This is a genomic window from Actinophytocola glycyrrhizae (genome assembly GCF_042653545.1).
Lineage (GTDB): Bacteria > Actinomycetota > Actinomycetes > Mycobacteriales > Pseudonocardiaceae > Actinophytocola > Actinophytocola glycyrrhizae.
Map to the genome: position 1 here is coordinate 40,631 of NZ_JBHSIS010000024.1, position 17,252 is coordinate 57,882.

A 17,252-nucleotide genomic window follows, 5' to 3' on the forward strand; every position below is an offset into this window, starting at 1 on the left:
TGCGCCCGGGTGGGCTATGTCAGTGTTCGCGGGCGGATGGCGTTCGCCTTGTCCACCAACTCGTAGCGGTGCTCCGGGTCGCTCGCCAGACGCGCCAGCGTGCGGTAGCAGCGCTCCAGGCCGAAACGCAGGTCGCGCTCCACCAGCTTGCAGCCCAGCACCGTGTGGTTCGCGGCCGCGCCGGACGCGCCCGGCCGTCCGGCGCGGACCCACGCGTGCGCGGCCTCCAGCACCTCCGCGGACAACGCGGTACCGCGTTCGGCGTCCAGTGACAGGCGCTCCAGCCTGCGGGCCGCGTCGTGCAGGTCCTGCTCGGTCAGGCGGGACGCGTCGTCCGCGCGCGTCTTGATCTTGATGGCGGCCACCTGCGCGGCGACGTGGTGGCTCGAGGTGTCCGGCACCGCCTCCAGCACCTCGATCGCACCGGCGCGAGCGCCCTGCGCCAGGTACACCCGCGCCAGGCCGAACGCCGCGCTCACCCAGGAGCGGTCGGTGCGCCACACCAGCTCGTAGTACCGCGCGGCCTGGAAGTAGTTGCCCGCGTACTCGGCGCTGATCGCGAGCGCGAGCTTCGGCGGGACCTCACCCGGCACCGCGTCGTAGACACGGTCGAACGCGGCCGACGCCTCCGCCGGGTTGCGGGTCGCGACCGCGATGAGGCCCTGGTACCAGTCCGGACGCCAGTCGGCCGGGTCGGTGGCGAGGCGGCGCGCGGCGTCCAGCTCGCCCTGCGCGGCACGCAGATCGCCCAGTTCGAGACGGGCTCGCACCATCCGCAGCCGCACCTCGATCGAGTCCTGCGGCGCGGACTGCAGGGAGGCCGCCATCTCCGCGGGTTCGGTCGCCGTGATGCTCGCGAGGGTGCTGGCCGCGTGGTCGTGCGTGTCGACCATGGGCAACGGCAGGATCGACGCCACCTCGAGCGGGTCCGGCGAGGGCAGCGTGCCGTGGTCGCCGACGACCATCCCGGAACCGAACGTCCGCGTCTCCAGCGCGAACACGTTCGACACGCCGGGCCGCGGCCTGCCGGTGCCGAGCGCCATCACCTCGCGCAGCACACCGGTCAGCTGGTCGGCCATCTCCTCGGCGGAGGCGAACCGCTGCAGCGGGTCGGTGTGGGTCGCGCGTTTGAGAACCCGGTGGTACGAACCGAAGAGCGCGAACAGCGGCTCCTCGTCGGGGCCGGGCAACGTGTACTTGTGGCGGGTCGTGTAACCGGCGAACTCGATCGACAGGACGGCGAGCGTGCGGCCGACCGTGTAGATGTCGCTCGCGATCGACGCGCCTTCCGACGCCAGTTCCGGCGCCGAGTAGCCGAGGGTGAAGAACAGCGGCGACTCGTAGTCGTCGGTCTGGCGGACCGCGCCGAGGTCGATCAGCTTGAGCTGCTCGCCGGACTGGATCACGTTGTCCGGCTTGAGGTCGCAGTACAGCATGTCGATGCTGTGCAGGTAGCCGATGGCGGGCAGGATCTCCAGCCCGTACGCGATGACCTGCCCGATCGGCAGTGGTTCCGCCTTGCCGGTCTCGCGGTGGTGTTCGAGGGCGAGTTGCCGCAGCGACTGCCCGCCGACGTACTCCATCACGATGTAGCCGACCTGGTTGCCGGTCTTCGGGTCCGGGTGCTGGACGAAGTTGTAGATCCGGACGACGTTCGGGTGCTCCACCTCGGCGAGGAACCGCCGCTCGGCCACCGCCGACGCCATCGACGTCGCGTCCCCGGTGTCGATCATGCCCTTGAGCACGACCCACCGGTCGCTGACGTTGTGGTCCTTGGCGAGGTAGATCCAGCCGAGGCCGCCGTAGGCGAGGCAGCCGAGCACCTCGTACTGCCCGGCGACGAGGTCACCCTGGAACAGGCGCGGCCGGAAGTTGAAGTACGTGCCGCAGGTCGCGCACTCGCCCTCGGTCTCACCGGGCTTGCCGTCCCGCGCGCGACCGACCTCCGCACCGCAGTTGCTGCAGAACCGCTTGTTCTCGGAAACCGCCGGATCGGTGAGGACGGCCGACGCCGGGTCCTTGACGGGAACGACCGGCACCTCGACCAGCCCGGCCCCGAGCCGCCCACGTCCGGACGTGCGCGACGAGGTGCGCCGACCGGTGCTGGGGAACGACTGCGACCCGGTGTTGAGCGGGCTGTCGCCACGCGTTGGCGGCGGTGAGTCGGGATGCTTGGGCGGCGGCTCGACGCTGTGCGTGACCGGCGACTCGTCGAGCACGCTGGTGGGCAACGGCTCGTCGGGCCCGAGCGTGGTGGCCGGCCGGACCCCGGGCTGACGCGGCGCCACGTTCGGCACGGGCACCCCCTGTGCCCACTCCATGCCGGGTCCCGGCGCGGGCCGGGCACCGGTGGGAGGCCGCGCATATCCGATCGACGCCTGGCTGACCGACTGGTGCGCGGGCGGCACCCAGCCACCCGGCGGCGTCCCGGGTGCCCATCCGGGCGGCCCGGAGCCGGTCTGGCCCCGGCCCTGCTGTGACGTGCCCTGCTGCCCGAGCCCTGGCTGTGACCTGCCGGTCTGCGGAGGCCCCTGCTGCGAGAAGCCCTGCTGCGGCCCACCGGCGGGCCCACGCCCCGGCTGCGAACCGGTCGGCTGCGCGAACCCGGACGGTCCGGCACCTGGCTGACCGGCAGACGGTCCGCCTGGCTGCCACGAACCAGGCTGTGAACCGGTTGGTGGCCCGAACCCGCCACCCTGCGGCCCCGGAGCACCTGCCTGCCCGCGCCCTGGCGCGGAAGGCCCGGCCTGCCCACCACCCGGCTGCGCGGAACCCTGCTGACCGTGGCCCCCTCGGCTCCCGCCGCTTGCCGGTTGCCCTGGGTCCGCGGGCCGCGGCGAAGGACCCGTTCCCGACGGCGGCTGCGAACTACTCGCCTGCCCGGCACCCGAAGGTTGCGAGCCACCCTGCTGCTCGAAACCCGCTTGCCCGGCGGCCGAGGACGGCGCACCTCCCGGATGACCGGTGCCCGCCGGTGAACTGCCCGGTTGGGAAGGGTTCGGCTGCCAGGGGCCTGCCTCGCCTGTGTCTGCCGGTACGGCCGCACCGCCGCCGGTTCCGGCTTGCGGCCGGTTCGGCTGCGAGCCTGCCGGGCCTGGCTGGGGTGGGCGCTGGGTCGGCGACGGTGGGTCCTCGTCCGGTTTGCGGTGGGCGCCGCGGGCGCGTGGGGACTCGCCGTCGAGGGTGTCCGGGGACGCGAACCAGCCAGTGCCGTTCTCGCCGTGCGGGAGGCTGGCGGCACGATCTTCTGCCTCGCGGCGCAGGCGGGCCGCCGCCTGTTCCGCGGTTTCGGCGACCGCGATGCCGCACACCTGGCAGTTGCCGTTCACCACCTCGCCCTGGCAACCGGGGCGGGGACACGAGTGCGTCATCACCAACCCCCTAGTCCTGGTACACCGGCGTCGGCGGCGCTGGGCGCTGCTCGCCTGTCTGACCCAGCCACCTGTTGTAGATCTCCGCCCACGTGCCCTCGGCGATGATCTTGGTCAGCACCCCGTTGACGTAGCGGACCATGTCCACGTTCGCCTTCGGGATGCCGATGCCGTACGGCTCCTCGGTGAACCTCGGGCCCGCCAGCTTCACGTTCGGGTCCTGCGCGACCATGCCGGCGAGGATCGTGTCGTCGGTCGACACCGCCTCGACCTGGCCCTGCTGCAGCATGATGAGGCAGTCCGACCAGTTGTCCACCTGCACCGGGATCAGCTTGGCCGGGTGGGCCGCGATGGTCTTGATGGACGTGGACCCCTTGGCCGCGCACACCTTCTTCCCGCCGAGCTGGTCGAGGGTCGTGACCTTCGACGTGCGGTCGACGAGCAGGCGCTGGCCCGCCATGTAGTAGATGGCGGAGAAGTTGATGTCCTTCCACCGGTCGCAGGTGGCGGTCATGGTGCGGACGACCACGTCGACGTCACCGTCCTGCAGTGCCTTGATGCGGCCCGCGGAGGTGACGACCTTGAACTGCACCTTGCCCGCGTCGCCGAAGACGGCCTTCGCGATCTCGCGGACGATGTCGATGTCGAAGCCCTCGAGCGCGTTCGTCGTCGGGTTGCGGAAACCGAAGAGGAACGTGTTCTGGTCGACGCCCGCGATGAGCTGGCCGCGGTCCTGGATCGCCCTCATCGTCGTGCCCGCGGGCATCAGACCCGCCGGCGGCAGGTCCCCCTGCGGCCGGAAGCTCGCCGTGGGGTCGCAGTCGGGGGCCGGTGCGGACGACCCGGACGACGCGGGCGGGTTCTCCTCGGCGCCGACCGGGGTCGGCCGGTCGACGGAGGTGACGTTGGCGAGGTCGACCGGCCGGCCGGTGCCCGCGCACGCGCTCACGGCGAGCAGCAGCACCACGAAGACGAGGTTCGCTCGTACAGCCCTCACCGGTACTCCTGCAGTCGGTCCCTGATGCCCATTGTCACCCCTGCTGCCGCGACCAGGCCCAGCACCGCGATTCCCGGCGCGAGCCCGGTCATCACGTTGCTCGCCGCGCTGGTCTCCTCGGCGAAATGCTGCCTGCCGTTGCGCAGCGCCTTCATCAGGTTGTCGTCGAGCTGGTTGAACATGGTGGCGGCGCTGGTCTTGGCCGCTGTGCTGATCGCGAGCGACACCGCCTCCTGGTAGGAGCCGCCGTCGTCGAGCTCACGGACCCGCTGGTGGGCGGCGAGCCAGTCGTCGGCGTTCTTCTGCGCGGCGTCGACCAGGTTCTGTGTCTCCTGGTCCTCGGCAAGACCCCTGGCCCGGTTCAGCAGGTTCCCGTCGCCCTCGCCGCTCAGCTCCTCCGCCAGCTTCGTGAACTCCTCCTCGTACTCGCCGCCGTCGCCGCGCGCGACCAGCGTCAGGGTCTCGTTCGCACGCATCTTCAGCGCCACGATCCTGGCCTGCACGATCACCTCGACCTGCTCGCTGCCGTGGTCGTGCCCCGCGGACACCCGCGAGGACTCGATCAGCAGCGCGACCGTGCCCCAGACGAGCCCGACGACCACCGCCCCGGTCGCGACCACGAGGCCGACGTTGAGCAGCCGGTTGGTGCGCCGGGTCACGTAGCGCTGCGCGGCGATCAGCGCCCCGAGCAGCACGACGACCAGCGCGAGGGAGAACCACGGCACCGAGCTCGCGGCTTCCTGCTCGGCGGAGAGCCGGTCGAAGTCGATCTCGTACAGCCGCTGCGCGGCGGGCAGCAGCTCCGCGCGCATCAGGCCGGACGCCTCCCGCAGGTACGCCGCACCCGCCGGGAAACCCTGCCGGTTGTAGGCGCGGGCCGTCTCGACCAGTCCGGTGTAGACGGGCAGCTGCTGGGACAGGACGTTGACCTGCTCCTCAGCCCCCGGTACGCCACTGACGTCCGCGGACGCCTTCGCGAGGTTCGCACCAGCGGTCGCGATGTCCAGGTCGTACCGGTCGCGCATCTCGGCCGGCATGGCGCCGCCAGCGAGGAAGGCGCTGGCCGCGGTCGCGTCGGCGTCGGACAGCGACCGGTAGATCTGCTGCGACGCGGCGGCGACCGGCTCGCGGTGCGAGATCAGGTTGTCGATCGTGTTCTGCTTCCGTTGCATCGCGACCGCACCGAAGGCACCGGTCAGCACCGAGAGCAGCACGAGACTCACGCCGATCAGGAACAACCTGCCCGGCGTGCGGGACGCGGACTTGCGGACGCTGCGGACGGCGGTCGCGGGCAGGCTGAGGACCCGGCGGGCACCCGGCGCCGTCGGCCCCTCACCGACCGGAGGAGCGGTCACCATCGGTGATCCACGGGACCACTCATGATGTCCATGCCCCCCTCGCGCTCACCATGCCGTGATGTGCAGATGAACTTAGTCCAGCGACTACCTGCGCTGCCACCGAAACGGTGACGCCGGTGGCCCTTGTGTGGTGACAGCAAGTGAGTGCGCACGGTCCGTGACGAAACATCGCCCGGATGTGCGCTAGCCGCGTACCGAAGACGTCTGCGAATCTCGAAAGGAGGTGGTCATGGACTGGCTGCGGGACTCGCTGGGCTGGGTCGCCACCGCGGCGTTCGTCGCGGTGGCGAGCTACTGCGTCGCCCGCCTGGTCGCCGCGGCACGGACGCCGAAGACGTATCCCGGCTGCCACCGCGCGGTGGACGTGGCGCACGTGCTGATGGCGGTGGGCATGGCCGCCATGGTGTCGCCGGCCGGCGGGCCGCTGCCGATGGCCGCGTGGCAGACCGTGTTCCTGCTGATGACCGTCTGGTTCACCGGCTCCTGGTGGCGTTCCAGGGGCACCACGCGTGCCGGGTGGCACGGCGGCTGGCACGGCAACGGCCTGCACCACGCGCTCGCCGCGGCCGCGATGCTCTACATGCTGACCGCGATGCCACACGGCGGGCACACCGGAGCGCCCTGGCTGTCCGGCGGGCTCGACGGGATGGCGGGCATGGCGCTCCCGGTGGTCGGCTGGCCGCTGGCCGCGTACTTCCTCGCATCGGCGGTCGTGCTCGTGCGGTGGCGGTCGCCCGCCGGACCCGCCGGCCTGCCCGCCCTGCTCACCGCGCCCGCGGCGATGACCGCGTGCCAGACCACGATGGCCGCCGGCACCGGCGCCATGCTGGTCGCGATGCTGGCATGAACCGGTCAGGCGAACTTGTCGGCGACCTTCCTGATCCACTCCTCCGACCAGGTCAGCTCCCCGGAACGAAGCGCATCGAGCACCCCGTCGACCCAGCGCTGCTCGGCCTCGCGCACGGCGATCGAGTACTCCTCGTCCAGCAGGAACAGCCGCGGCAGGTCCGGCACGGCCGCCATGGCTTTCCGGTCCTCGGCCAGCGACGCCCGCAGGTCGGCTGACCGCTGCGCCAGGCGGGCCATGGCGTCCTCCGGCCTGAGGACCATGAGCGAGGCGAGCGCGGCGGGGAACTCGGGGTAGTCCCGCGCCGGGTTCGACAGCATGTCGGCGGTCCAGTCGCGCAGGGTGTACCAGCCGTCGGGCGTGATGGCGTAGACCGTGCGCTCCGGCCTGCGCTCGTCCCGCGTGGTCTCGAGCACGGTGATGAGACCGGCCCGCTGGAGGCGGTCGATCGACTGGTAGACGCTGTTGCGCTGCGCCACGTTCGCGACCCGGTCCTTGCCGCGCTCCTTGATCACCTCGTGCATCCGGTACGGGTGCATCGGCCCCTCCGCCAGCAACGACAGCAGCACGAGCGCCAGCGGTGACCGTCGATGAGTACTCCTCGCCACCCGCAGACCGTACCGCGATTGACGTCTTAGTCATTTTATGTATAGTCATGACATGACTGTAGCACTCATCGCGGGCGGCGGCATCGCCGGACCGGTCACGGCCATGGCACTGCGGAAGGCGGGTATCGAAGCGACCGTGTACGAGGCGTACGACCGGGCCGCGGACGGCGTCGGCGCGTTCCTGACGCTCGCGACCAACGGCCTCGCCGCGCTGCGCACGCTCGACCTGCACACGCTTGTGCGCGAACGGGGCTTCGACACCCCGTCCATGACCATCGGCATGGGCGGGAAACCGTTCGCGGCCTTCGAGTTCGGCGAACCGCTGCCCGACGGCACGGTCACGCAGACGGTCGCCAGAGCCGCGGTCTACACCGCGTTACGCGACGAGGCCGTGCGCCGCGGCGTGCGGATCGAGTACGGCAGGCGGCTGACGTCCGCGTCGTCCACTCCGGACGGCGTCACGGCCACGTTCTCCGACGGCACCACCGCACGCGGTGACCTGCTGGTCGGCGCGGACGGGCTGCGTTCGACGACCCGCTCGATCCTCGACCCGGACGCGCCACCACCACGATACGTACCGCTGCTCAACGCGGGCGGGTACGCGCGCGGGCTCGACCTCGGCGCCGAACCCGGCCGGATGCACATGGTGTTCGGGCGCAAGTGCTTCTACGCGTACGTGGTCCACCCCTCCGGTGACGTGTGGTGGTTCGCCAACCCGCGCCAGCCACGCGAGCTGTCCCGCGAGGAGCTGGCGCGCGTGCCGTGGCGGGAGAAGCTGCTGGGGCTGTTCACCCGGGAGGACGGCCCGGCGGTGGACCTGATCAACGCGACGGAGGAGATCTTCGCGGGCTGGAACACCTACGACTTCCCGAAGGTGCCGAGGTGGCACCGCGACCGGATGGTGATCATCGGCGACGCGGCGCACGCGACGTCCCCCGCGTCGGGACAGGGCGCGTCGATGGCGATCGAGGACGCGGTGACGCTCGCGAAGTGCCTGCGGGACATCGAGGACGTGCGTGGCGCGTTCGCCCGGTACGAGTCGTTGCGGCGGGAACGCGTCGAACGTGTTGTGAAGCAGGGGAAACGCAATGGTGACGGCAAGTCGCTCGGGCCCGTGATGCGGCACGTGCTGCCGTTGGTGCTCAAGATGGCCAAGCCGGGCGCGGCCGGGACGCGGTGGCTGTACGGGCATCGGATCCGGTGGTCGGAGCCGGTGGGGACTGGTTGAGCGGATGTACGCGCTCCAGGGAAGGACGCTTTCGGGGACCGGCCGGCCGAGCTACTCCGCCCAGCCGGGCCGGACCAGGCCCGACTCGTACGCCAGCACCACCAGCTGCGCCCGGTCCCTCGCCGCGAGCTTGATCATCGCGCGGGAGACGTGGGTCTTGGCCGTTGCCGGGCTGACCACAAGGCGGGCGGCGATCTCGTCGTTGGTCAGGCCCGCGCCGACCAGCGCGACCACCTCGCGCTCGCGGTCGGTCAGCACATCGAGTGCCGCCGGGGACTGGACCTTCTTCGCCTTGCTCGCGAACTCGCCGATCAGGCGGCGGGTGACGCTCGGCGACAGCAGCGCGTCCCCGGCCGCGACCACTTTGACCGCGTGCACCAGCTCCTCCGGTTCGGTGTCCTTCACGAGGAAGCCGCTGGCTCCCACGCGGATGGCCTCGAAGACGTACTCGTCCTCCTCGAACGTGGTGAGAACGAGGATGCGCACGTCGGCCAGCGCCGGGTCGCGGGAGATCACCCTGGTGGCTTCGAGTCCGTCCGTGCCCGGCATGCGGATGTCCATCAGGATCACGTCCGGCCTGTGCTCACGGGCGAGCCTGACCGCCTCGTCGCCGTCCGCCGCCTCCGCGACGACCGTGACGTCCTCCTGTGCGTCCAACAGCGCACGGAACCCCGCCCGTACCAGTGCCTGGTCATCAGCCAGCGCCACCCGGATCGTCACGCTTCGCCCCCTGTCGGAAATGTCGCGGTCACCCGGAACCCGCCGCCGGGCCTCGGTCCCGCCGAGAAAGTGCCGGACAGCGCCTCGACCCGTTGCCGCATGCCGGTCAGCCCGCTGCCGGTGCCGGTGCTCGAGTCCGCGGCGCCGCGGCCCTCGTCGTCGATCCGCACCGAAAGCTCGCCAGGACGGTAGCCGAGGGTGACCGTGGCGGTGGTGGGCCCGGCGTGCCGGTACGTGTTCGTGAGCGACTCCTGCACGATCCGCAGCGCTGCCGCGTCCACCCCCTTGGGCACCGGCCGCTTCTCGCCCTCGACCTGGACCGTCACCGGCAGGCCCGCCGTGTCCATGCGCTCCACCAGCCGGTCCAGCTGGTCGAGGCTCGCCACCGGGTGCCGGGGCGCGGCGCCGTCCACGTCACGCAGCACGCCGAGGATGTTCCGCAACTCGACCAGCACCTCCTTCGACGACTGCTTGATCGCGGTCAGCGCCTCCTTCACCTGCTCGGGCCGCGAGTCGATCAGGTGCAGTGCCACGCCGGACCGCACGTTGATCAGCGACACGTGGTGTGCCAGCACGTCGTGCACCTCGCGGGCGATCTTCAGCCGCTCCTCGCTGGCCTGCCGCCGGTCCTGCTCGGCGCGCGCCTCCTCGGCCTGCGCGGCGCGGTCACGGCGCGCCTTCACCAGCTCGCCCACGCCCATGACCAGCGAGACCCACGCGAACACCGCGCCGGCGCCGCCCCAGCCGAACTGCGAGTCGGCGCGGGTCAGCATCGCGGCGAACAGCACGACGGCACCGACGTAGCCGGTGGTCCACGCGGGCACCCGGTCGCCGTGCATGGTCGCGTTCAACAACGCCACCACGAGGCTGATGAAGATCGGCCCGAACGGGTTCTCCAGCGCGAAGTACGCGGTCTCCAGCACGTACACCGCGGCGAGTGCCCAGATCGGGTGGCTGCGGCGCCACGTCAGCGCGACCGCGGAGGCCAGCACGAGCGCGATCGTCAGCGCGTTGATCCGGTCGGTCATCTCCTGCCCGTACGCGGCGCCGACCGTGAACACGACCTGCACGAAGGCGATGGGCACCACGATGCCGAGCGGGTGCAGCGTCCGGAACGAGAACGGCCGGTACGTGCTCATGCCGCCCCCTCCCAGCCGTACCGAAGCGTACTTGTCCCGCGGGTACTCCCCGGGGCGCAGATCGTCCGCCGCCGGCGTATCCGCCTGCGGTAGGCCAGGTGCCGTCGCGGGCCCGACGATTTCCCGGGCAGGAAAGGCGACATTGGTAGCCATGAACGAGCGACAGGATGCCGGGAAGGCGGTGCGTGCCTCCGACGCCGAGCGCGAGCGCATCGCGAAGCTGGTCGGCGAGGCCGCGGGCGAAGGCCGCCTCACCATCGAGGAGGCGGACGACCGCCTCGAACACGTCTACACGACCCGGTACCGGCACGAGCTCGCCGAGTTCGTCTCCGACCTGCCAGCGGGCCGTCCGCGGGCGCCGCGCCCGGCACGCGGTCGCGACCGGTTCCCGGCCCGGCTGCGGGTCCACGCGGCGGTCGCCGTGGTTCTGTCGGTGGTGCTGATCCTCCGGTGGGTCGCGATGGACGTGCCGTACTTCTGGCCTGCCGGACCGATGTTCCTGCTGTGGGGCAGTTTCCTGCTGCACGCCCGGTTCGTCCGAGGGGGCGGCGGTGTTCCGCCATGGGTGGCTGAAGGCAGGACGGGCTAGGAGGGTGCCCGGCGTCGACCGCGTGCGAGTGACTCACGGGCACCACGGTGCGCGGACCTGCCCACGGTAGTGCCCGCACGTGGCCTGCGTCCGGGGCGGACCATGGCCGTCCACCCGCATGATCGCCACGAACTTGTCCAGTGGGACCTGCGCGCCGTCCCGGCCGAAGTCGATGACGCCGCTCGCGCCGTCGATGCGGTTCCTGCCGGTGATCTCGCTGATCTTGTGCCAGACCGCGCCCGGGTTGATCGCGGTGCCACGTAGCTGGTGCACGGCGACGACGATCGCGGTGAGCGCGTCGTAGGCGGTCGGGGCGTCGTCGGTGAGGAAGTCGCGGGTGCTGGCGCAGCGCTCCGGGAACAGGACACGCAACGTGTTGTTGAGGTCGCCGCCGGAGAAACAGGTCTGGCCGCCCGGCGCCAGCGCGAAGTAGTCGAACGGGATCAGCGGGAACTGTTCGCGCTGATCCGCGTTCGCGACGTACCGGGAGATGTCGTCACCGGCCAGGATCAGCGGCGGGTCCGAGCCGCAGGTCTGGTTGATCCCGTCCAGCAGCTGCTCGAAGTCGGGCGGCCTGCCGGTGTAGAAGACCAGTCCGTCGAGGCCGCACAGCTGCTGGCCGACGTCACGCGGCGTGGGCTGGGCATGCGTGCCCAGCTCCGGGCTCGGCGTGTACACCCGCTGTGTCACGGTGAACCCCGCACGCTTGAACTCCTCCCGCGCGTCGGCGGACAGGGTGGCGGCGTACAGGTCCTCCTCGTCGCCGGAGGTCACGACGGTGACCGTGCCGGTGACGCCGAGCTGGGCGCGTGCGTACCGGGCCGCCACCTGCGCCTCCCGCAGGTTCTGCGGCGCGATCTGGTGGTACAGCTGCGACTCGCGCTCGATGCCGTCGGCGGTCAGCGGCGCGGCGACCATCGGGAGCCCGGCCCTGCCGATCGCCTTGATGGTCTCGACCGTGGCACGGCTGCTCACCGCGAGGCCGACGACGCCGACGATGGTGCGGTCCTCGGCGGCGAGCTTCGCGAGCATGGCGGCCGCGCGCGCACCGTGCCGCATCTCCCGCCCCGCGTTGACGAACACGATCCGCACCAGCGGGTCGATGTCGGTGCCGTCCAGCTGGCGTCGCTGACGTGCCGCGATCCCCTGCAGGCGCTCGATCTCGGCGGGCTGGATGCCCGAGGCGGCGCTCATCTCGGACACGTAGGCGACGCTGACGAACGGCCGGCGGGAGTTCTCCCCGCGGAGCCGTTCCGCCTCGGCGTTCTGGCGGGTGATCACGTCCTGCACCTCGCGCAGTCCGGCGGTCGAGTGGAAGACCGGCACGGGTTCCGCGCTGACCCCGATGCACTCACCGTCGACCGTGAGCAGGTAGTCCGCGAACGGGGCGGTGCGCTCGAGGCCGCAATGCCGGTCCTGCCATGCGCGTTCGCTCTCCTCCCGGACCCAGTCCAGCCACAGGAGACCGCCCGCGACCAGGGCCACCACCAGCACCGCCGCGGTCGGCAGCACAGCGGCTCGGGACCACAGCGGCGGCGGCAGCAGCTCCAGCGTGTCGGCGGACGGGGTCACCGCCGGGTCGTGGTCCTCGGCGATCGCCACGCTGACCGGCAGATACCAGGCGGCGTCCTGCCGTTCGCGGCTCGCCCGCCTGAAGGCGTCCCGCCACGACCGGTACGCGGCATCGGACCGCGTCATCTTCCACAGGTTCCTCGGCGTGCTGCCGGGCGGGTAGGCGTCCGGCGGGACCTTGCGGCTGGCGCTGACGAACAACACGGGGTCGAACAACCCGGTCTCGTTGCGCACCCGGTTGACGGTCTCCAGCAGCCGGTAGCCGCCGTTCCGCCTGGTGATCCGGTCGAGCAGGACCACCGGGTACGCGGTCCGGCGCGCACCGCGCGGCCGCCGCCGGTAGGCGGCGCGGACGTCCTCGAGGAACGCGTTCACGAGCAGGCCGAGCAGCTCCTCCGTCGACTCGCCGTCGGTCTTGCGCCCGTCCTGGTCGCCCAGCCAGCCGGTGATCCGCTGGGCGAACCCGAGGAACGTGCCCGGGTCGTTCGGCGCGAGGAACGGCTGCCGCAGGAACCAGCGGTAGCGCGCACCAGCGCGCAACCGCAGCCGGAACCACAGCGGCGGCAGCAACCACATCGTGAGCCGCGCGAACCACGGAAGCTCCTGCTGGAGGCTTTCCGGCGGCGGGTTCCGCCTTCTCCTTCCCGCCTCGAAGCCCTCGATCAACCGGGACAGTTCCACGTCGTGGCTCATCTGCTCGGGATCGAGCCGCTGTTTCATCAACCAGCGCACCAGTTCGAACCGGCGGAATCCGATCCGGCCGCTTTTCTGACGCGGACCGGCAAGCAACTGCTTGGCGATGTCGAACAATGCGGTGGACACGTGGTCGAGGTCGGCGTAGGTGACCGGTTCACGCGGGGTTTCCGGCGCCGCCGCCGACTCGGCCGCGGCGTCCGGCGGGAACTCGTACAACGCGTGCGGTATCGGGGCGGGGCGCGAGTTCCTCAGGTAGACCCTGATGTCCTGCAGCACACCGGCGGCGCCTTCCGGTCGCACCAGGCACAGCAGCGGAAGTCCCCAGCGCCGGTCGGCGCCTCTCTGCCGCGGCGGTGTCTCGCCGCGCCGGGGTCGTCGCACCAGTTCCTGCAGCAGTTTGACGAACTCTTCGAAACCCTCGTACATCCCCGGCCCCTCGCCTCAGGAATCCAAGCCTTTGATGCTATGCGAGGATTCCGGGACAGGTCCCGGAAATTCGGGCGCAGATTGCGTACAGATTGCCCGTGGCGGCTGAACGAGCCGCGCGAGCTCCCCGGTCGGTAGGCTGGTGGCATGTTCGTGAAGGTCTGTGGGCTCCGCACGTCGGCCGACGTCGACGCCGCGGTGTCCTCGGGCGCCGACGCGGTCGGGTTCGTGTTCGCCGCGAGCCCGCGCCAGGTCGACCCGGCCACCGCGGGCGCGCTCGTGGCGGTGGCCGGTGCCACGCTGACCGTTGGCGTGTTCCTCGGGCAGCCGGTCGACGAGGTCCGCGCGATCGCGGAGGCCACCGGCCTCGGCGCCGTCCAACTGCACGGCGCGTATCCGAAGGACGCCTTCACCGCTCTGGCCGACCCGCGCTGGCAGCTGATCCGCGCGGTCCCGTACTCGGCCCCCGACCTGCGGGTCGGCGCGTACGGCGACGACCTCCTCATCGTGGACGCGCCCAAGGCCGGTTCCGGCGAGTCCTGGGACTACGCGTCAGTCGCGGGCCTCGACGGGCAGTGGCTGCTCGCCGGGGGCCTCACCCCTGCCTCGGTGGCCTCGGCCGCCGCCACCGCCCGCGCCCGGGGGGTCGACGTCTCCAGCGGCGTCGAGTCCAGCCGGGGCGTCAAGGACCACGCGCTCATCGCCGACTTCGTCGCGGCGGCCAGGGCCGCGGCCGTTCTGTCAAGCGGTCGTCAGCCACCGGGAACCGCCTCGAAGCCGACGTAGGCTCGGCCGTGGCTGGGTGGCCAGCCGCTACGAGGAGGTCTTCATGCGTTTCGACACTCTCGCGGTCCACGGGGGCGAGCGGGTGCCGGGTCCCGAGGGCTCGGTGGTGTTCCCGATCTTCCAGGGCACGGTGTTCACCAGCGAGCCGGGCGAGTCCTACCACGACATCAAGTACCACCGCCTGAACTCGACGCCCTCGCAGACGTACCTGCACGACAAGCTGGCCGCGCTGGAGGGCGCGGAGGCGGCGGTGGCCACGTCGTCGGGCATGGCCGCGGTGACGACGATCCTGCACACCCTGCTCGGCGCGGGCGACCACCTGCTGGTCAACGACGTGCTCTACGGCGGCACCCACGACTTCATCACCGGTCAGGCGCAGCGGCTGGGCTGGGAGTACACCGTCATCGACCCGTACGACCCGGCGTCGTGGGAGGTGCGGGAGAACACGAAGGCCGTGCTGGTCGAGACCATCACGAACCCGCTGATGCGCGTCGGGAGGCTGCGGGAGATCGTGGCGTTCGCCAGGGAGCACGGGATCGTCAGCGTGGTGGACAACACCTTCGCGTCGCCGGTGAACTTCCGCCCGGCGGTCGCGGGCTTCGACCTGGTGTTCAACAGCGCCACCAAGTACCTGAACGGCCACTCCGACCTGGTGGCCGGTTCGGTCGCGGGCTCGGCCGAGCTGGTGGAGAAGGTCCGGCACACGCTCAACCTGTACGGCGGCAGCCTCGACCCGCACGCGGGCTACCTCCTCGCACGCAGCCTGAAGACCCTCGGCGTACGGGTCCGGCAGCAGAACGCGAACGCGCAGGCACTGGCGGAGTTCCTGGCGAGCCACCCGAAGATCACGCACGTCAACTACGCCGGACTGCCGGACCACCAGGACCACGCGCACGCGAGCGAGCTGCTCAGCGGGTACGGCGGCATGCTGAGCTTCCGGCTCGCGGGCGGGGTGAGGGCCGCGGAGACATTCCTGGCGGCCCTGACCGTGCCCGCGGTCGCGCCGAGCCTCGGCGGGGTGGAGACGCTGATCACCCGGCCCGCCGTGACCTCGCACGCGGGCATGTCCCAGGAGGACCGCGAGAACGCGGGCATCACCGACGACCTCATCCGCCTGTCCGTGGGCATCGAGGACGCGGAGGACCTCCTGACCGACTTCGCGGAGGCGCTGGACAAGGTCTGACACGTCCCCTTGCCGCAGCCCACGGGGTTCGTCGGGAACGTCCTGCCATCCCGTCGACCTCCGCAAGGACTATCGCACCGCGTCAAGGGGGGACCCAGCCCAATGCGCCGGCCAGGAGGAAGGTGCCCGCTTGACTCGGCGCGATCGGGCTACGCCAGGTCGACTGGATGGCAGGACACCGCTCCTTGTAGGTCGTGACACCATCAACCACCACATGTAGTAGTCGACACGGGCTAGCGCAGTTGCCAACTGGCTGCGAACCCCTTTAATTCCACGGCTGTAATTTAAAGAGTTTGGCCGTTCCCTTGCAATCTCCAGGCGGGTTTCAAACACTCTTGCAGTCTGCCGGGACGATGTAACGTGAACGCTGGTAGACTTTAAAAGTGCAGGTAGACGACTTCCGCAGCTCGACTGTCGGCGATCTCGTTCCGATCAGCGGGATCGATCCCCGTACCGGTCAGACGTTCCGACACTGGGCGTATGTCCCGCATCCTCTGCCCACGCGAGTAGACCTTCGCCCCGGGACCTACAAGGCGATCAGTGAGGCCGACCGGGCCCTTGGGGCGATGGATGCCAGGGTGGCCCAGCTGCCGAACCCTCGTCTGCTCGTGCAGCCGTCCCTGACTCGTGAGGCGGTCAGCACCTCGGCTCTCGAAGGCACATACGCGCCGTACGCAGACGTCCTGGAAGCTCAATACACCGACAGGGATCCATCTGCTGAGGTTCGCGAGGTTCGCAATTATGTCGAAGCTGCACTTCATGGACTAAAGCTGATAAAGCACCGACCAATCTGCTTGAACACAGTCGCTCAGCTGCAAAAAATACTGGTTTCGCGAACTCGCGGTGATAGCTACGACGCGGGTGAGTTGCGTAGGCGACTGGTCTGCATCGGCGATCGTGGGCGAGGGGTAGAGCAGTCCCGGTTTGTTCCTCCTCCGAATGGCACTTATCTGGCTGATGGCGTCAGCGCCTGGGAAAAGTGGATCAACTCCGAGCAAGAGATGCCGACGTTGGTCAAGGTTGCGCTCAGTCACTATCAGTTCGAGACGCTCCATCCCTTCAGTGACGGCAACGGGCGGATCGGCCGCTTGGCCATCACTCTCCAGTTGATTGAAGAGAAAGTTATCACCCATCCGATCTTGAATCTCTCTCCCTGGCTGGAACCTCGACGAGACGATTACATTGATCATTTACTCAACGTGAGCAAGACGGGTGATTTTGATCCATGGGTCCACTTTTTTGCTCAAGCTGTTCGCGCGCGTGCGGAAGCTGCAGCCAATACGATAAACAACCTCATATCGTTCTCCAACGAGGTTGTTGAGCGTATGAAGCAGACGGGAGCGCGAAGTGCTGCTGTCGCTAACCTCGCCACCAACCTGATCGGATATCCTGTGATGACGGTTGCGCGAGTTCGACGTGATCTAGACGTCAGCTATCCGACTGCCAACAAGGCCATCTCGAAGCTCGTGGAAGCAGGTTATCTCCGTGAGCTCACCGGCAGGAATTACGGGCGCGTCTTCATCTGCGATCGAATATATAGCCTGCTCAGTGACGGCTAAAGCGGCCTTCGCTGACCGAGCTGGCTCCCGACCGCGGACGACGGTGACGGTCGATCATGAAACCGTAGGTTCTGGGTTTCGAGCTGCGGATCGGGTTCTCCGCACGGCTGAACCGGTTTCCCGGCTGCGGCTGGCCGTCCCGCCGGAGGAAGTGCCGCTCTGCACCGGCCGCG

At 70.1% G+C, this 17,252-nt stretch carries 13 protein-coding genes; 6 read left to right on the forward strand and 7 right to left on the reverse strand.

Going from position 1 to position 17,252, the window contains the following annotated elements; all coding sequences use genetic code 11:
* Positions 1–14: 14 nt before the first annotated feature.
* The 3 genes from ACFPCV_RS34935 to ACFPCV_RS34945 form a co-directional block, all read right to left on the reverse strand.
* Entirely contained in the window at positions 15–2,321 is a 2,307-nt protein-coding gene (locus tag ACFPCV_RS34935) for a serine/threonine-protein kinase (RefSeq protein WP_378061367.1), read from the reverse strand.
* A gap of 1,060 nt (positions 2,322–3,381) precedes the next feature.
* The gene (locus ACFPCV_RS34940; protein ID WP_378061369.1) at positions 3,382–4,368 is read right to left on the reverse strand and encodes a glutamate ABC transporter substrate-binding protein; all 987 of its coding nucleotides are present in this window, start codon (positions 4,366–4,368) and stop codon (positions 3,382–3,384) included.
* Positions 4,365–5,726 (reverse strand): hypothetical protein, encoded by a 1,362-nt coding sequence (locus ACFPCV_RS34945; RefSeq protein WP_378061370.1) that lies wholly within the window; start codon positions 5,724–5,726, stop codon positions 4,365–4,367. The genes ACFPCV_RS34940 and ACFPCV_RS34945 overlap by 4 nt, the downstream gene beginning before the upstream one ends.
* Before the next feature lie 229 nt (positions 5,727–5,955).
* Between ACFPCV_RS34945 and ACFPCV_RS34950 the strand changes: the two genes are divergently transcribed.
* Positions 5,956–6,573, forward strand: coding sequence for a DUF5134 domain-containing protein (locus ACFPCV_RS34950; protein ID WP_378061372.1), 618 nt, complete (start codon positions 5,956–5,958; stop codon positions 6,571–6,573).
* Positions 6,574–6,578: 5 nt separating this feature from the next.
* Here ACFPCV_RS34950 and ACFPCV_RS34955 read toward each other — a convergent pair whose 3' ends face one another.
* A complete protein-coding gene (locus tag ACFPCV_RS34955) occupies positions 6,579–7,181 on the reverse strand; it encodes a PadR family transcriptional regulator (protein ID WP_378061374.1) in 603 nt (200 codons plus the stop codon).
* A 52-nt stretch (positions 7,182–7,233) separates the two neighbouring features.
* On the opposite strand from ACFPCV_RS34955, the gene ACFPCV_RS34960 reads away from it, so the two are divergent.
* The gene (locus ACFPCV_RS34960) at positions 7,234–8,409 is read left to right on the forward strand and encodes an FAD-dependent oxidoreductase (protein ID WP_378061376.1); all 1,176 of its coding nucleotides are present in this window, start codon (positions 7,234–7,236) and stop codon (positions 8,407–8,409) included.
* Between the two features lie 51 nt (positions 8,410–8,460).
* Here the strand turns inward: ACFPCV_RS34960 and ACFPCV_RS34965 are convergent, their stop codons facing one another.
* Positions 8,461–9,129 carry a response regulator transcription factor gene (locus ACFPCV_RS34965; protein ID WP_378061378.1) on the reverse strand — a complete coding sequence of 223 codons (669 nt, stop codon included), beginning with the start codon at positions 9,127–9,129 and terminating at the stop codon, positions 8,461–8,463.
* On the reverse strand, positions 9,126–10,268 hold the full coding sequence (locus ACFPCV_RS34970; protein WP_378061380.1) for a sensor histidine kinase: 1,143 nt from the start codon (positions 10,266–10,268) through the stop codon (positions 9,126–9,128). The genes ACFPCV_RS34965 and ACFPCV_RS34970 overlap by 4 nt, the downstream gene beginning before the upstream one ends.
* A 151-nt stretch (positions 10,269–10,419) precedes the next feature.
* Here ACFPCV_RS34970 and ACFPCV_RS34975 point away from each other — a divergent pair, with 151 nt between their 5' ends.
* Positions 10,420–10,857 carry a DUF1707 SHOCT-like domain-containing protein gene (locus ACFPCV_RS34975; RefSeq protein WP_378061382.1) on the forward strand — a complete coding sequence of 146 codons (438 nt, stop codon included), beginning with the start codon at positions 10,420–10,422 and terminating at the stop codon, positions 10,855–10,857.
* A 33-nt stretch (positions 10,858–10,890) separates the two neighbouring features.
* Here the strand turns inward: ACFPCV_RS34975 and ACFPCV_RS34980 are convergent, their stop codons facing one another.
* Entirely contained in the window at positions 10,891–13,551 is a 2,661-nt protein-coding gene (locus ACFPCV_RS34980; protein ID WP_378061384.1) for an ABC transporter substrate-binding protein, read from the reverse strand.
* A 147-nt stretch (positions 13,552–13,698) separates the two neighbouring features.
* On the opposite strand from ACFPCV_RS34980, the gene ACFPCV_RS34985 reads away from it, so the two are divergent.
* From ACFPCV_RS34985 to ACFPCV_RS34995, 3 genes are all read left to right on the forward strand, one after another.
* Positions 13,699–14,337, forward strand: a complete 639-nt coding sequence (locus tag ACFPCV_RS34985; RefSeq protein WP_378061385.1) for a phosphoribosylanthranilate isomerase — start codon at positions 13,699–13,701, stop codon at positions 14,335–14,337.
* Positions 14,338–14,380: 43 nt separating this feature from the next.
* On the forward strand, positions 14,381–15,520 hold the full coding sequence (locus tag ACFPCV_RS34990; protein WP_378061387.1) for a trans-sulfuration enzyme family protein: 1,140 nt from the start codon (positions 14,381–14,383) through the stop codon (positions 15,518–15,520).
* Between the two features lie 383 nt (positions 15,521–15,903).
* The gene (locus ACFPCV_RS34995) at positions 15,904–17,079 is read left to right on the forward strand and encodes a Fic family protein (RefSeq protein ID WP_378061389.1); all 1,176 of its coding nucleotides are present in this window, start codon (positions 15,904–15,906) and stop codon (positions 17,077–17,079) included.
* Positions 17,080–17,252 lie beyond the last annotated feature (173 nt).

Coding starts and splice junctions, on each gene's coding strand:
- ACFPCV_RS34935 (WP_378061367.1), bottom strand. CDS start 2,321: ATGGAGTGGGCACAGGGGGTGCCCGTGCCGAACGTGGCGCCGCGTCAG.
- ACFPCV_RS34945 (WP_378061370.1), bottom strand. CDS start 5,726: ATGGTGACCGCTCCTCCGGTCGGTGAGGGGCCGACGGCGCCGGGTGCC.
- ACFPCV_RS34950 (WP_378061372.1), top strand. CDS start 5,956: ATGGACTGGCTGCGGGACTCGCTGGGCTGGGTCGCCACCGCGGCGTTC.
- ACFPCV_RS34960 (WP_378061376.1), top strand. CDS start 7,234: ATGACTGTAGCACTCATCGCGGGCGGCGGCATCGCCGGACCGGTCACG.
- ACFPCV_RS34970 (WP_378061380.1), bottom strand. CDS start 10,268: ATGAGCACGTACCGGCCGTTCTCGTTCCGGACGCTGCACCCGCTCGGC.
- ACFPCV_RS34975 (WP_378061382.1), top strand. CDS start 10,420: ATGAACGAGCGACAGGATGCCGGGAAGGCGGTGCGTGCCTCCGACGCC.
- ACFPCV_RS34980 (WP_378061384.1), bottom strand. CDS start 13,551: ATGTACGAGGGTTTCGAAGAGTTCGTCAAACTGCTGCAGGAACTGGTG.
- ACFPCV_RS34985 (WP_378061385.1), top strand. CDS start 13,699: ATGTTCGTGAAGGTCTGTGGGCTCCGCACGTCGGCCGACGTCGACGCC.
- ACFPCV_RS34990 (WP_378061387.1), top strand. CDS start 14,381: ATGCGTTTCGACACTCTCGCGGTCCACGGGGGCGAGCGGGTGCCGGGT.